This is a genomic window from Pseudomonas sp. PNPG3, assembly GCF_023093815.1.
In the GTDB taxonomy this organism is placed as follows: domain Bacteria; phylum Pseudomonadota; class Gammaproteobacteria; order Pseudomonadales; family Pseudomonadaceae; genus Aquipseudomonas; species Aquipseudomonas asiatica.
On the sequence record NZ_JALLKV010000010.1, the window covers coordinates 21,429 to 36,629 of the forward strand.

Sequence of the window (15,201 nt, forward strand, 5' to 3'; positions counted from 1 at the left end):
ATGCACACGGACAACAGAAACGCAGACCTGGTTTATCGCTTTATCCGTCTGCCCCTGGCGCAGCAGAAGCTGTTTCTCGAAAAACTGGCGTCCAAGGGCGTCACGCTCGCGCAACTGCCCATCCCGGTGGCCAGGCACGATGTCGAACGCCCTGTGCTGTCCTATGCCCAGCAACGCCAGTGGTTTCTCTGGCAGCTGGAGCCCACCGGCTCGGCCTACAACATTCCGACCGCGCTCAGGTTCAGGGGGCAGCTCGACCTGGCAGCCCTGCAGCGCAGCTTCGCGACGCTGATCCAGCGTCATGAAGCCCTGCGCACGACCATTGCCGAGGAAGATGGCCAGCTGATGCAGGTCATCCACCCGAACCAGCCTTTCCAGCTGGCCCGCCAGGCCTTGGGGGCCGTGGAGGAGCAGGTTTTGCAGGCGCAGGTCGCGCTTGAGGTCCAGCAGCCGTTCGATCTGGTCCATGGGCCGCTGCTGCGGGTAAAACTGCTGGAACTGACGCAGGACGAGCACGTGCTGGTGCTCACCTTGCACCATATCGTCGCCGATGGCTGGTCGATGCCCTTGCTCATCGATGAGTTGGTGCAGCTTTATGAGGGCTATAGCCAAGGTCGGGAGGTGGCGCTGGCCGAACTGCCGATCCAGTACGCCGATTATGCGATCTGGCAGCGTGCCTGGATGGACGCCGGCGAGCGTGAGCGTCAGCTGGCGTACTGGATGGCGCAGCTGGGCGACGACCACCCGGTGCTGGAACTGACCACCGACAGGCCACGCCCGGCGCTGCAAAGCTACCGCGGTGAGCGGATCGACGTTGACCTGGGCGAAGCGTTGAGCCAGTCACTCAAACAGCTGGCGCAGCACCAGGGGGCGACACCCTTCATGCTGCTGCTGGCGAGTTTCCAGGTATTGTTGCACCGCTACTCCGGGCAGGCCGATGTGCGCGTGGGCGTGCCCATCGCCAACCGTAACCGCGTAGAGACCGAGCGGCTGATCGGCTTTTTCGTCAATACCCAGGTGATGCGTGCCGAGTTCGATACGCAGCTGACCTTCACCGAGCTGTTGGCGCAAGTGCGGCAACGAGCCTTGGGCGCGCAGGTGCATCAGGACCTGCCATTCGAACAGCTGGTCGATGCCTTGCAGCCTGAACGCAGCCTGAGCCACAGCCCGTTGTTCCAGGTGATGTACAACCACCAGACCCGGGGCAAGGGCGAGCGCCGCAGCTTGCCCGGCCTGGAGGTGGAGAGCCTGCAATGGAACGTGCACGCGGCGCAGTTCGACCTCACGCTGGACAGCTTCGAACATGAGCTGGGCATCAGCGCCACGCTGACCTTTGCAACCGACCTGTTCGATGCCTCGACCATACAGCAGATGGCGCGGCACTGGCTGAACCTGCTACAGGGCATCGTCGGCAACCCAGGCCAGCGAGTGGCTGAGCTGCCATTGCTGGATGACGGGGAGCGGCAGCAGATCGTGCATGGCTGGAATGCCACGCAAACCGATTACCCAGGCGAAGCCAGCATCCACCAGCTGGTCGAAGCCCAGGTACTCGCCACCCCGGATGCCCCGGCGCTGGCCTTTGGCGAGCAGACCCTGAGCTATGCCGAGCTCAACCGCCGTAGCAACCAGCTGGCGCACAAGCTGCGCGAGCAGGGCGTGGGCCCGGACGTGCTGGTGGGCATCGCCATGGAGCGCAGCCTGGAGATGGTCATCGGCCTGCTGGGCATCGTGAAGGCCGGTGGCGCCTATGTGCCCCTGGATCCTGAGTATCCCCAGGACCGCCTGAGCTACATGTTCGAGGACAGCGGCATCGCTTTGCTGCTGACCCAGTCGCACTTGCGCGAGACCCTGCCGATCCCGGCCGGCCTGCGCAGCCTGGACCTGGACACTGAGAACTTCGACGGCTACAGCGATGCCAACCCGAATGTCGACGTGGCCCCGTTGAACCTCGCCTACGTGATCTACACCTCCGGCTCCACCGGCCGCCCGAAAGGTGCTGGCAACAGCCATCAGGCGCTGGTCAACCGCCTGTGGTGGATGCAGAAGGCCTACGGCCTGGACGCCAGCGACAGCGTGCTGCAGAAAACCCCGTTCAGCTTCGACGTGTCGGTGTGGGAATTCTTCTGGCCGCTGATGACCGGCGCGCGCCTGGTCATGGCCCAGCCCGGCGCGCACCGCGACCCGCAGCTGCTGGTCGAAACCATCAACCACCACGGCATCAGCACGCTGCACTTCGTGCCGTCGATGCTGCAGGCGTTCATGACCCACGAAGCGGTCGAAAGCTGCGTCAGCCTCAAGCGCGTGGTGTGCAGCGGTGAAGCGTTGCCGGCCGAGTTGGCCCGCCAGACCCTGCAACGCCTGCCGGCGGCAGGCCTGTACAACCTGTACGGCCCGACCGAAGCGGCGATCGACGTGACCCACTGGACCTGCCAGCCGGACGAAAGCATCAGCGTGCCGATCGGCCAGCCGATCGACAACCTCAAGACCCATATCCTCGAAGGCAGCCTGCAACCGGCGGTGCGCGACAGTGCCGGCGAGCTGTACCTCGGCGGGGTAGGCCTGGCCCGTGGTTATCACCAACGCCCGGCGCTGACCGCCGAACGCTTCGTGCCGGACCCGTTCAGCGACAACGGCGGGCGCCTGTACCGCACCGGCGACCTGGCGCGCTACCGCGCCGATGGCGTGATCGACTACGCCGGGCGCATCGACCACCAGGTGAAGATCCGCGGCCTGCGCATCGAACTGGGCGAGATCGAGGCGCGACTATTGGAGCTGCCGAGTGTGCAGGAAGCCGTGGTGCTGGCCCAGGAAGGGCCAAGCGGCAAGCAGCTGGTGGGCTATGTGGTGCCTGCCGACAGCACGCAGGACGAAGGCGCGTTGCGCGACAGCCTGCGCGAGGCGCTCAAGGCCGGTTTGCCGGACTACATGGTGCCGGCGCACCTGCTGCTGCTCGGCAAGCTGCCGGTGACGCCGAACGGCAAGCTGGACCGCAAGGCCCTGCCGCAGCCTGATGCCAGCCAGTCGCAGGGCGAGTACATCGCGCCGCAGAGTGATCTGGAGCAGCAGATCGCGGCGATCTGGGCGGATGTGCTGAAGCTGGAGAAGGTCGGCCTGACCGATAACTTCTTCGAACTGGGCGGCGATTCGATCATCTCGTTGCAGGTGGTCAGCCGTGCGCGCCAGGTGGATATCCAGTTCACGCCCAAGGAGTTGCTGCAGCATCAGACCGTGCAGGGGCTGGCCTCGGTTGCCCGGCGCAGCGAAGCACAAGCGCTGGAGCAGGGCGTGGTCACCGGGCCTCTGCCACTTGTTCCGGTGCAGCACTGGTTCTTCGAGCAAGCGCTTGTAGCACGTGACCACTGGAACCAGTCGGTGTTGCTCGAGCCCGGTGAGGCCCTGGATGCGCAGCTGTTGAGCATGGCGCTGGGCAACCTGCATGCCCATCACGACCTGCTGCGGCTCAATGCCTGGCAGAGTGCCGGGCGCTGGCAGGCCACGATCGGCGCGCCGGTATCGACCGAGCTGCTGTGGGTACGCGAATGCGTTGATGCCGAGGCGCTGGAACGCTTGGCCGATCAGGCCCAGCGCAGCCTGAACCTGGCTCAGGGGCCATTGTTGCGCGCCGTGCTGGCAACGCTGGCAGACGGCAGCCAGCGGCTGCTGCTGGTCATTCACCATCTGGTGGTCGATGGCGTGTCATGGCGGATCCTGCTGGAAGACCTGCAACAGGCCTACCAGGCGCTTGCCCTCGGCCAGCCGTTGAAGTTGCCGGCCAAGACCAGCGCGTTCAAGGTCTGGGCCGAACAGCTGCAGGCCTATGCCAGCAGCCAGGCACTGCAACATGAACTGCACTACTGGCGTGATCAACTGCAAGGCGCCAGCGATGCTTTGCCTTGCGATCATCCCCAGGGTGAAAACCTGCAGAAGCATGCAACGTCGGTCAGCACTCGCCTGGACCCGCTCTGGACCCGCAAGCTGTTGCAGCAGGCACCGGCAGCCTATCGCACGCAGATCAACGACCTGTTGTTGACGGCATTGGCCCGTGTGGTCAGCCGTTGGACCGCGCAGCCGCAGGTACTGGTGCGCCTGGAAGGCCATGGCCGCGAGGAACTGTTCGACGGTATCGACCTGAGCCGCACGGTGGGTTGGTTCACCAGCATGTACCCGGTCAACCTCAGCCCTCAGCCCGAGCTGGCCAGTTCGATCAAGACCATCAAGGAGCAACTGCGCGCGGTGCCCCACAAGGGTCTTGGCTATGGTGTGCTGCGTTACCTGGGGGCTGGTGAAGCTCGGCAGACGTTGGCGGCGCTGGCCCAGGGGGCGATCATCTTCAACTACCTGGGGCAGTTCGATGGCAGCTTCGACCAGCAGGCGAGCCTGTTCAGACCGGCCAGCGAGAATGCCGGGCTGAACCAGGATGAGGATGCGCCATTGAGCAGCCTGCTGGCGCTCAATGGCCAGGTGTACGGCGGCGAGCTGACACTGGGCTGGACGTTCAGCCGTGAAGTCTTCGATACCTCGACCATCCAGCAACTGGCCGATGCCTATGCAGAAGAACTCAAGGCCTTGATCAACCATTGCTGCCAGGATGACACCCAAGGCCTCACGCCATCGGACTTCCCCTTGGCCCGTCTGAACCAGGCGCAACTGGACGACCTGCCGGTACCTGCTGCTCAGATTGCCGATATCTACCCGCTGTCGCCGATGCAACAGGGCATGCTGTTCCATACCCTGCAGGAGAGCGACGCCGCGCTGTACATCAACCAGACTGCGGTCGATGTGCACGGCCTGGACGTAGACCGCTTCGTCGCGGCCTGGAACCAGGTGATCGCCAGCCACGACATCCTGCGCACGGTCTTCCTGTCATCGGCCCGGTGGGCGGAGCCCTTGCAGGTGGTTCAGCGTCAGGCCAGCCTGCCGCTGCGCGTGCTCGACTGGCGTGGGCGTGAGGTGACCAGCGACGCCTTGCAGGCGCTGGCCGCCGAAGAGGCCGCCGAAGGCTTCGACCTGGCGTGTGCCTCCCTGATGCGCCTGACACTGGTTCGAGTGGATGAGCAACGCCTGCACCTGATCTGGTCGCGCCACCACATCCTCATGGATGGCTGGAGCAATTCACGGTTGCTGGGCGAGGTGTTGCAGGTTTATCACGGCCGGCCCGCCAGCCATGCGGGGGGGCGCTTCGGTGACTACATCCGTTGGCTCGCCGAGCAGCCGATGGGCAAGCTGGAGCAGTTCTGGAGCGAGAAGCTGCGTGCCCTGGAGGGGCCGACGCTGTTGGCCGACAGTGTTGCACCGCAGGCGGACGGCAAGCTTGTCGGGCACCATGCGCTGTACCTGCATTGGGATGCGCAGCGCACGCAACACCTGCGTGACCAGGCCCGGCGCCTGAGGGTTACGGCCAATACCCTGGTCCAGGCCACCTGGCTGTTGCTGCTGCAACGCTACACCGGCCAGGCCAGCGTGTGCTTCGGCGCCACAGTGGCCGGGCGCCCCAGCAGCCTGGCCGGTGCAGGCGAGATGCTGGGGCTGTTCATCAACACGCTACCGGTGGTGCAGGCGCCGCAACCCCAGCACATTGTCAGCGACTGGCTGCACCAGCTGCAGCACTACAACCTGGAACTGCGCGACCACGAGCATGCAGCGCTGGCCGATGTGCAACGCTGGGCCGGGCGGCCAGGGCAAGCGCTGTTCGACAGCATTGTGGTGTTCGAGAACTACCCGGTTGACGACCGCCTGCGCGAGGGCGGCGGCGGAACGTTGCGCTTTGGCGAAGTACGTAACCGCGATGTCACCAACTATGCCATGGACCTGGCCGTGCAATTGGGCGAAACCTTTTCGGTAGAGTTCCTGTACCTGCGCAACCGCTTTACCGAAGCCGCTGTCGAGTGCCTGCGCGGCAGTTTCGAAAGCCTGCTGAGCGCCATGCTGGACAATCCCCAGGCCACGCTGGGCAGCCTGGGCATGCTGACGCCGGCGCAGGCAAGGCACGCCGACCTGCGCAACCAGCTTGCGGCACCTGGGCGCGAGCAGCCGCTGCTCGCCGAGCTTATCGCCGGGCATGCCCGTGAGCGTGGCGAGGCCATGGCGGTAGTCTGCGGCGGCCAACAGTTGACCTATGCCCAGCTGGATGCGCGCGCCAACCGCCTTGCCCACCACCTGATCGCGCAGGGCGTGCGCCCGGAAAGCTGCGTGGGTATTGCCCTGGAGCGGTCGGTGGAGGTGATCGTGGCCTTCCTGGCGGTGATGAAGACCGGCGCAGCTTATGTGCCACTGGATATCGATTACCCACAAGAGCGCCTGCAGTGGATCGTCGAGGACTCGGCAATGCACCTGCTGGTCACCAGCAGTGGCTTGCGCCAGCGCTTTACCCAGGTAGCGCGGTGCATCGAGCTCGACCAGCAAGCTCTGGACCATCTGCCTGCTACTGCACCTGAACAGCGCGCGTGCGCGGATAACCTGGCTTATCTGATCTACACGTCTGGTTCTACCGGCAAGCCCAAAGGTGTGGCGGTGAGCCACGGCCAGATTCGCATGCACTGCCAGGCCATCGCCGGGCTGTACGAGATGGACCTGCAGACCCGCGAGCTGCTGTTCATGTCGTTCGCCTTCGACGGGGCCCAGGAGCGCTGGCTGTCGACGTTGTCCTCGGGTGGTTGCCTGGTGGTGCGTGACAACCGGCTATGGACGGCAGAAGAAACCTGGCAGACCTTGCATGCCCAGCGTATCGACATCGCCTGCTTCCCGCCGGCCTACCTGCAACAGTTGGCCGAATTCGCCGATAGCCAGCAGCAGCCCGCGCCAGCAGTGCGGGTGTACTGCTTTGGCGGCGATGCGGTACCGGACGCCCTGTTCGAGCACGTCAAGCGCACGCTGCGTCCGCGCTGGTTGACCAACGGCTATGGGCCGACGGAAACCGTGGTTACGCCTTTGCTGTGGAAAGTGCCGGTGCAACGAACCTGTGAGGCTGTGTACGCGCCGATTGGCGACCGCGTGGGCGAGCGCACGCTGCACGTACTGGACCCGCACCTCAACCCGCTGCCCGATGGTGTGGCCGGTGAGCTTTACATCGGCGGAGAGGGCGTGGCGCGTGGCTATCACCAGCGGGCCGCACTCACGGCCGAGCGCTTCGTGGCCGACCCGTTTGCCCCGGGTGGCCGCCTGTACCGCACCGGTGACCGGGTGCGTCGCCGCGCCGATGGCGTCATCGACTTCCTCGGGCGCCTGGACAACCAGCTGAAGATTCGAGGGTTCCGCATCGAGCCGGGAGAAATCGAGGCACGCCTGCGCAACCTGGCTGGCGTGCGCGATGCCGTGGTGGTGGCGCGTGACATCAGCACGGGCAAGCAACTGATCGGCTACGTGGTAACGGACAATGCCGATACCCGCGCCGAGCAATTACGTGATGCCCTGCGCGCCGACCTGCCGGATCACATGGTGCCGGCACAGCTTGTACTGATGCCGGCGCTGCCGCTCACACCCAATGGCAAGATCGACCGCAATGGCCTGCCGGCACCCGAGTTTGCAGGCCGGGCATGGGTTGCCCCGCGTAATGCAATCGAGCAGGCGCTGGCAGCGATCTGGCAGGAAGTGCTGCAAGTCGAGCAGGTCGGTGTTGATGACAACTTCTTCGAACTGGGTGGTGACTCGCTGCGCGTGCTGAAGATGCTGTCCAAGGTCCGTGCCCGTGAGGATTTGCCGATCGAACTGAAACTGCGTGATGTGATTGCCCGGCCGACCATCGCCGAGTTGTCGGGTTATGCCTCCGACGATGCCAGCCTGGACCCGCTGTTGTTGCTGAACAGCCGAGTGAGCGCGAGTACACCGCTGTTCTGCCTGCATGCCGGGTTTGGCACGGTGTTCGATTACGAGCCATTGGCGCGCCGGCTGGAAGGCCGTTGCACGGTTTATGGCCTGCAATGCCGGATGCTGCTGGATCACGCCTGGGTGGATGATTCGCTGGAAACGATGGCTATCGATTACGCACAGTACATTCGCCAGAAGCAACCCGAAGGCCCTTATCAGCTGGCAGGTTGGTCGCTGGGCGGCACCCTGGCGGTGTTGGTGGCCAAGGAGTTGGAAAGCCAGGGGCAGCGGGTTGCGGTGCTGGCCTTGGTGGACAGCTTCGTGCCCTCGGCCAGGCAAGCCGTGCAGGAAAGTGACTGGAGCGCCGACCTGCGTGGCTTCCTGGCGGTGATTCTCGGGGTTTCGGCCGATGCACTGGTGCTGCCGGTCGTGCCGGTCGGCAGTACTCAGGATGCCCTGGAGCGCGTGATCGAAACGGCACGGGCCGCACAGGTTGCACAGTCGGCCTATGCCGAAATCGGCAACGCTGATCTGGCGCAGACCTTTGTCGTGGCCATGAAACTCAAGGCGCTTTCGCGTCAATTGCGCCAGCTACCGTCTACCGAGGCAGCGGCAAGTTGCTGGTGGGCGGGGGGGGGCGCGCACGTGGGTGGCATCTCGGGTAGCTGCCAGGACATTGCTGTTGACGCCGGGCACTATGACATCCTTGAGCAGGTGGATGTCCTTGAGGGGGTGATTGCCAGGCTGTTGCTGGCAGATACGATCAGCCAGTAAACCTGCTCACTCTTTGCAGGAGCGGCCTTGTGTCGCGAAAGGGCCGCAACGCGGCCCCAGGGGCTCAGCAGTGATGCAGGAATTGCCGGGGCTGCCTTGCAGCCCTTTCGCGACACAAGGCAGCTCCTACAACGGACCGCCTACCGAAGCGAACACCATGCAGGCATGAAAAAGGCGACCTCCAGGGTCGCCTTTTTTCGTTCTGCTGCTCAGAAATCGTAGCGCAGGTTCAGCGTCGCGTTCCTCGGCGCGCCATAGTGGCCATAGTTGCCGGCCAGGCCTGCGTAGTACTTCTTGTCGAACAGGTTGTCCACGTTCAGCGTGGCGGCCAGGTGCTCGCTGATCTTGTAGCGGGCCATCAGGCTGGCCACGGCGTAGTCTTCCTGGGTGATGCGCGTGTTGTAGCGGGTGGCCAGGGATTGCTGGGAGTTCCAGTTGACCCCACCACCAACAGTCAGGTGCTCCCATTCGCCGGGCAGGCGGTAGGTAGTCCACAGGCGGAATGTATCCAGCGGCAGTTGAGACGTCAGCCGAGCGCCATTGGCATCTTCCGTGCGGGAGTGGCTGTAACCGGTATGAACCTCAAGCCCGCGAGCCACTTCGCCGGACAGTTCAAGATCAATGCCCTTGGTTTCGGCGCCGCTGACCGCGCGGTAAGCGGTGGAGTTAGGCACGCCCGGTACGCTGAAACCGGTGTCTTCCTCTGCAAGGTTGTCGCGCTTGATGAGGTAGATCGCCGCGTTGGCGTTCAGGCGACCATCGTAGAACTCACCTTTCCAGCCCATTTCATAGTTCTGCCCGATCACAGGGTCCAGCACCTTGCCGGTACGGTCGCGGCTGGTCTGGGGCTTGAAGATATCGGTGTAGCTGGCGTACACCGATTGCTCATCGGTCAGGTCATAGATCAGGCCGGCGTACGGTGTTACCTCTCCGTGCTCCTTAAGTTGCGTGGGGTTGCCAGTGCCAGTGGTCAATACCACCTGGTTCGAGTCCGAACGGTAGTTGGTTGTACGGGCACCGAGAATCATGTGCAGGTCGTCGGTGAAGTTGAGCCGGGTGGCAATGAAGTAACCGGTCTGGCGGATGGTCAGGTCGTAGTCCAGCAGTGGCGAATAGTTGCCAGGTTGCGGTATGCGGTTGCCCCAGGTGTAGAAGTTGAATGTGGCTTCCCCAGCTCTGCCGGTGAAGTGGTTGTTCTCGTAATCCATGTAGTCGAAGCCGGTAACCAGTTCGTGGGTCTGGCCAAACAGCTCGAAAGGCCCCTGCAGCGTGATGTTCATGCCCCGCTGAACCTGGTGGGCATCGACTTGCAGCAGGTCGGACTTGGCGTTGCCGGTGGCTTGATCGAGGGTAGAGACCCCGGCACCGGTGCGATAGAACGCCGACAGCGAGTCGCGATCGACATCCATGTAGTTGCCGGCCATTTTCAACTGCCAACCATTGCCAAGCTCCTGATCCAGGCCGAAGGAGTAGTTCTTGGTGGTGTAGTCTTCATACATCCAGCGCGGCCCGGAACTGGTCGAGCGGGAGAAGTTGGTGGGCTGGCCATTGCTGAAGAACAGCGGCACACCTGGCGCGCCATTGGCGTCGTAGGTCTGGTAGTCCATGCCGAAGCGCACGGTGGTGGTATCGGTCAGGTCTGCTTCGAGCACGCCGTAGACCAGGTCACGGTCCTGGCTGTACCAGTCCATGTAGCTCTGGTTGCTCTGCTTGGCGGCCACCAGGCGGCCGCGCAGCTTGCCGCTTTCGATCAGTGGGCCGGACACGTCGGCCTCGGTGCGATAGTAGTCCCACGAGCCCACACCGGCCTGCACATACGACTGGAATTCTCGCGTGGGGCGCTTGCGTACCATGTTGACCACACCGTTGGGCTCGCCCGCACCGGTCATCAGGCCAGTGGCACCGCGGACGATCTCGATGCGGTCGAACATGGCCATGTCCATCAGGGTGTTGGGCATGTTGCGCGTCAGGTAGTCTTGCGTGGTGTTCACGCCATCGAGCTGGTAGGTACTGATTTCCGAGCCGCGCGAATAGATGTGAAAGCGCTCGCCACCGTCCTGGGACATGGTGATGCCCGGGTTCTGCTTCAGTACGTCAGTAATGGTCGCCAGGTGCTGGTCGTCCATTTGCTGGCGGGTGATGACGCTGATGCTTTGCGGTGTTTCGCGTATCGACAGGTTCATGCGGGTGGCCGTGCTGGTCACGCCGGTGGTGTAGGAACCCGTGCCTTCGGTAGTGGCCCCCAGGCCCACGCTATTGACGTTGGTCGCCGAAAGCTCGACCTGGCCGTCCTTTGCGGCTGAACCCGCTGTTACCGTCACGGTGTTGCCGTCGATTTGATAACGCAGCCCGCTGCCGCCCAGCAGGATGCGCAGGGACGAAGCGAGATCGTGGCGCCCTTTGAGTGCGGAGGAGCGCAGGCCACCGATATCTTCCGGGCTGTACAGCAACTGGGTATCGGTCTGCCTGGCCAGTGCCTGCAACGCCGAGTTCATCGACTGCGCGGGAATATCCAGTGTCCACTCCTGCGCCTGCACCTGGGCAACCATCGCAGCGGATATCGCCAGGCCCAGGCCGATGCGTGTGAACGCGCGCTGGGGACGAAGGGAATGACGGATCAGTAGTGCTTTGGCAAGCGGGTTGAGCGAGCCGGGGAGGGACTTGGACATCTATTGCGGTCTCGTTGGCAGAGGGATTTTTCTTTGTCAGCTATAGGACGCAGCACCTGCGAAAAACCGGAACGATTCTTATTGGCGATTTTTTTGGCCGATGCTGCGTTAACCGCGTCACAACTTCACAGTTCGCGTGCTACGCGAAAGCCGAGGAAGTCACCGCGGGTGGTCTTGAGGCGGTCGTTGCGGTTGGCCGAGCGGGAGAAGATCGGCGGCTCGCCCCAGTCGTTGCCGCGCATGTGCGCGCGGATGCACTTGGGGTCCTGGATCCAGGCACTGCCGTCGGTGGGGGCGCCTTCGTAGCTGTCGTGGTAGCAGTCGGCGACCCATTCGTAGACGTTGCCGTGCATGTCGTACATGCCGAAGGCATTGGGCGGGTAGCTGCCCACCGGGGCGGTGAAGGTATGCCCGTCCTTGGGGCCATAGGTGTTGGCGTGCTTGCTGATCTCGTACTTGCCAGGTTCGTCGAAGGGGAAGGGGAACGGGCCGCTGGAGCCAGCACGGGCGGCATATTCGCGTTCGGCTTCGCTGACCATGCGGTACGGCTTGCCGGTGGTTTCAGCCAGCCATCGGGTGTAGGCCTGCACTTCGTCGTAGTCGATACACACCGCCGGCTGGCGGGGACCTTGCTTGTAGCTGGGCTTGCTGGCTTCGCACCAGCGGCCGGGGCGGTCGTCGCCGCTCTTGATGACGGTGCCGGTGGCCTTGATATAGGCGTCCAGTTCGTCGGCGGTGACCTGATAGCGGCTCATCGCGAAGGGCTTGGCGAAGGTCACGGTGTGCAGCGGGCCCTCGTCGGGCTGGCGGCCGACTTCGTCGTCAGGGGCCCCCATCACGTAGCTGCCGGCGGGCAGCACGACCATTTCGGGGCAGTTCTTGCAATCCTTGAACACGTCGCCGGGCTTGGCTGCATGGGCGTAGGCGCTGACCAGCAGCAGGCAGGTGATCTGGGCTGGCCGGTAGAGCCAGGCGGATACGTTCATCGGTGGTCCTCGAAACGGGTGAATGCGGGCTGCGTTTCGCATTCAGACGAATCGGGGTGGTGAGAAATTAACCAACATCCAAGGTAGCGCGGTCTTCTTGTGGGAGCGGCCTTGTGTCGCGAAAGGGGCGCGCAGCGGCCCCACACTCTCAGCTTCGCCGCAGATATTGCTGGGGCCGCTCTGCGGCCCTTTCGCGACACAAGGCCGCTCCCACAAAAGCTGTTCCCGCGAGTACCGTAGGCACTGGTTGCAAGGCATGGGGCACCGGGCTATAGTCCAGCCCACTGCATTCTTCCCGAAGACCTGTTCATGCCAGCCAGCCCATCCACCACAAGCTTTGCCATCGCGCCAGTCGCGGGCATGGTCGTGCGTGGCTGCCAGCAGCCGGCGATGATCAGTCACTATCCACCACCACCTGTCAGTGGCGTCGTAGGCGGCGTAGCTCCGCCTCCTTGCGTGGTCGTGCTGGGCTGATCGGCTTCTGGCCGCATCCCTTCGCACACGCAACCTACTGAACACGGTCGGCGACTTCCCACGCTGAAGCGCACGCCGTCCGTCTGGCTTATTCGCCTTGAATCAGGTGGCAATACATGTCTGTCTTTAGCAAAGCATCCGTGGCCTCGGCGGCCACTACCAGCCTGTTCGTCCTGCTGTGGAGCAGCGGGGCGATCGTCTCCAAGCTCGGCCTGGCGCATGCCAGCCCGTTTGCCTTCCTGCTGTTGCGCTCGGCGCTGGCCCTGGCCGGGCTGCTGTTGATCGGCCCCTTGCTGGGGCTGCGCTGGCCGCGCAGTCGCGGGGCCATCCTGCGGGCCCTGGGCACTGGCTGTGTGCTGCTCGGCGCTTACCAGATCTTCTACCTGCTGGCGCTCGATACCCATGTCACCCCCGGCATCATGGCCACGGTGATGGGGGTACAACCGATCCTGACCGTGGTGCTGATGGAGCGCCAGCGCTCCTGGAGCCGCTTGTTCGGCCTCGGGTTGGGGCTTGGCGGGTTGATCATGGTGGTCTACCAAGGCATCAACCTGGGCGGGGTATCGCTGGCGGGGATGTTGTTCGCCTTGCTGGCGCTGGGCAGCATGACCTTCGGCTCGATCCTGCAGAAGCGCATCACCGACAACCCCATGGGCACGCTGCCGCTGCAGTACCTGGCCGGCTTTGCCATGTGCGCGCTGTTCGCGCCGCTGCAGCCGCTGCATGTGGAGTGGACTGGCGGTTTCGTCGGCGCGCTGCTGTGGATGGGGCTGGTGGTCTCGCTGCTGGCGACCCTGCTGCTTTACCGGCTGATTGCCAAGGGTAACCTGGTCAATGTCACCAGCCTGTTCTACCTGGTGCCGGCAGTGACCGCAGTGATGGACCTGCTGATCTTCGGCAACCGCCTGGCGCCGCTCAGCCTGCTGGGCATGGGGCTGATCGTGGTGGGCTTGCTGTTCGTGTTCCGCAAGCCCGTCGCGCGCCTGGCCGAGGCGTAGGCCCTAGCGGAATTCTTCGGGGATGGCGTGGCGCAGTACGCCTTCCTCGAAGTCCAGCAGGCCGGCTTCGCGCTGGGTGAGCAGGTAGTAGAGCAAGGTGTCGAGCGAGCGCTGCGGCGGGACCTCGACCGCCAGCATCTTCACCGCCTGCTCGGTTTCGCAGTTGCAGCCGAAGTCGTGCAAGGCCGCGCATACCTGGTCCAGGGGTTCCGGGGGCTTGACGATCACCCGGAACACCGAGCTGCCGCTGCTGCGGCGTAGTTCGGCGAACCAGGTTTCGCCGGCTTCCTCACGGGTGCCGATCACGTCGCCCGGGGCGATGCCGTAGACATGGAAGGGAATGTTGTCGACGGCATAGCCGCCTTCCACGGCCTTGGCCCACAGGCCCTCGACCGAGGCGGGCGGGTAGCCGTTTTCGTCCTGCTCCAGGCGGAACAGGACCTTCTTGTACGCGTCGTTCATCATGTACCCCGCTTCAGCTGCGGGCCGGACGCAGCACCAGCCACAATGCCACGCCAATCAGCAGACCACCGTACAGGTGCGCCATCGACAGCGGCTCGTCCAGCAGCCATGCCCCCCACAATACGCCGAATACCGGGATCAGGAAGGTCACGGTACTGGCCTTGACCGGGCCGATCTCCTCCAGCAGGCGGAAGTACAGGATGTAGGCGAACGCTGTGCACAGCAGGCCCAGGCCGAGCAGCGACAGCCACACCTGCCAGCCGCCCCAGCTGGCGGGTGGCTGGCTCAGCGCGCTCCAGGCGAACAGCGGGCTAAGCATCAGGGTGGCGCCGAGCATGCTGCCCAGTGCCGACAGGCGGCTGTCCAGGCCGCTGACCCAGCGGCGGGCGAGGAAGCCGGCAAAGCCATAGCAGCTGGTGGCCGCCAGGCAGGCGAGGGCGCCTTGCAGCAAGGCCAGGTCCAGGGCCACCGGGCCGGCACCGCTGAGGATGCCGACGCCGAACAGGCCGAGGAAGATGCCGCAGAGCTTGGCCAGGGTCATCGGTTCGCGGAAGAACAGCACGCCGACCAGCACACCCATCAGCGGTGTGGTGGCGTTGAAGATTGCCGAGTAGCCGGCGGGCAGCACCTGGGCGGCCACGGAGTAGAACGTGGCGGGGATACCGGAATTGATCATGCCCAGCACCAGGCAGGCCCCGAGCTTGCCCTGGAAGTCCCAGCGCACGCGGGCGGCAGCGAGCAGTGCAACCAGGCCCAGGCAGGCGATGGACACTCGGAAGAACGCCGTCGGCACCGTGCCCAGTTCGGGGGCGATGATGCGCATGAACAGGAAGCTCGCCCCCCAGACGGCGGCAAGGGTCAGCAGGCGGGCTAGGGCGATGGGGCTCACAACGGTCTCCGGAGGCAGGGCAGGGGCGCGAGTGTACGCCAGGGGGGCTGGGGATTCTTGTGCTTTCTTGCGGTGTAAACCTGTGCCGGCCTCTTCGCGGGTAAACCCGCTCCCACAGGATTTCCACAGGGCCGAGCACTGCACAG

The 15,201-nt window shown here is 64.2% G+C and carries 7 protein-coding genes; 3 read left to right on the forward strand and 4 right to left on the reverse strand.

The annotated features are described in order from the left end of the window. Entirely contained in the window at nucleotides 1-8,577 is an 8,577-nt protein-coding gene (locus MJ643_RS09465) for a non-ribosomal peptide synthetase (RefSeq protein ID WP_247726787.1), read from the forward strand. Nucleotides 8,578-8,786: 209 nt separating this feature from the next. Here MJ643_RS09465 and MJ643_RS09470 read toward each other — a convergent pair whose 3' ends face one another. Then, complete coding sequence (locus MJ643_RS09470; RefSeq protein ID WP_013973735.1) at nucleotides 8,787-11,246, reverse strand: TonB-dependent receptor; 2,460 nt, start codon at nucleotides 11,244-11,246, stop codon at nucleotides 8,787-8,789. Nucleotides 11,247-11,371: 125 nt separating this feature from the next. After that, the gene (locus tag MJ643_RS09475; RefSeq protein ID WP_013973734.1) at nucleotides 11,372-12,232 is read right to left on the reverse strand and encodes a formylglycine-generating enzyme family protein; all 861 of its coding nucleotides are present in this window, start codon (nucleotides 12,230-12,232) and stop codon (nucleotides 11,372-11,374) included. A 309-nt stretch (nucleotides 12,233-12,541) separates the two neighbouring features. Here MJ643_RS09475 and MJ643_RS09480 point away from each other — a divergent pair, with 309 nt between their 5' ends. Both MJ643_RS09480 and MJ643_RS09485 read left to right on the forward strand, forming a co-directional pair. Next, on the forward strand, nucleotides 12,542-12,706 hold the full coding sequence (locus MJ643_RS09480; protein ID WP_170304001.1) for a hypothetical protein: 165 nt from the start codon (nucleotides 12,542-12,544) through the stop codon (nucleotides 12,704-12,706). A gap of 116 nt (nucleotides 12,707-12,822) precedes the next feature. Further along, nucleotides 12,823-13,704, forward strand: a complete 882-nt coding sequence (locus MJ643_RS09485; protein ID WP_024087564.1) for a DMT family transporter — start codon at nucleotides 12,823-12,825, stop codon at nucleotides 13,702-13,704. A gap of 3 nt (nucleotides 13,705-13,707) precedes the next feature. Here MJ643_RS09485 and MJ643_RS09490 read toward each other — a convergent pair whose 3' ends face one another. Together MJ643_RS09490 and MJ643_RS09495 are read right to left on the reverse strand one after the other, a co-directional pair. After that, entirely contained in the window at nucleotides 13,708-14,166 is a 459-nt protein-coding gene (locus MJ643_RS09490; protein WP_024087563.1) for a DUF4265 domain-containing protein, read from the reverse strand. Between the two features lie 13 nt (nucleotides 14,167-14,179). Continuing rightward, nucleotides 14,180-15,055, reverse strand: coding sequence for a DMT family transporter (locus MJ643_RS09495; protein ID WP_013973731.1), 876 nt, complete (start codon nucleotides 15,053-15,055; stop codon nucleotides 14,180-14,182). Nucleotides 15,056-15,201: the final 146 nt, after the last annotated feature.

Excerpts from the sequence above, each read along its gene's own strand:
- MJ643_RS09475 (WP_013973734.1), bottom strand. The coding sequence starts at position 12,232 with ATGAACGTATCCGCCTGGCTCTACCGGCCAGCCCAGATCACCTGCCTG.
- MJ643_RS09485 (WP_024087564.1), top strand. The coding sequence starts at position 12,823 with ATGTCTGTCTTTAGCAAAGCATCCGTGGCCTCGGCGGCCACTACCAGC.
- MJ643_RS09490 (WP_024087563.1), bottom strand. The coding sequence starts at position 14,166 with ATGAACGACGCGTACAAGAAGGTCCTGTTCCGCCTGGAGCAGGACGAA.
- MJ643_RS09465 (WP_247726787.1), top strand. The coding sequence starts at position 1 with ATGCACACGGACAACAGAAACGCAGACCTGGTTTATCGCTTTATCCGT.
- MJ643_RS09480 (WP_170304001.1), top strand. The coding sequence starts at position 12,542 with ATGCCAGCCAGCCCATCCACCACAAGCTTTGCCATCGCGCCAGTCGCG.
- MJ643_RS09470 (WP_013973735.1), bottom strand. The coding sequence starts at position 11,246 with ATGTCCAAGTCCCTCCCCGGCTCGCTCAACCCGCTTGCCAAAGCACTA.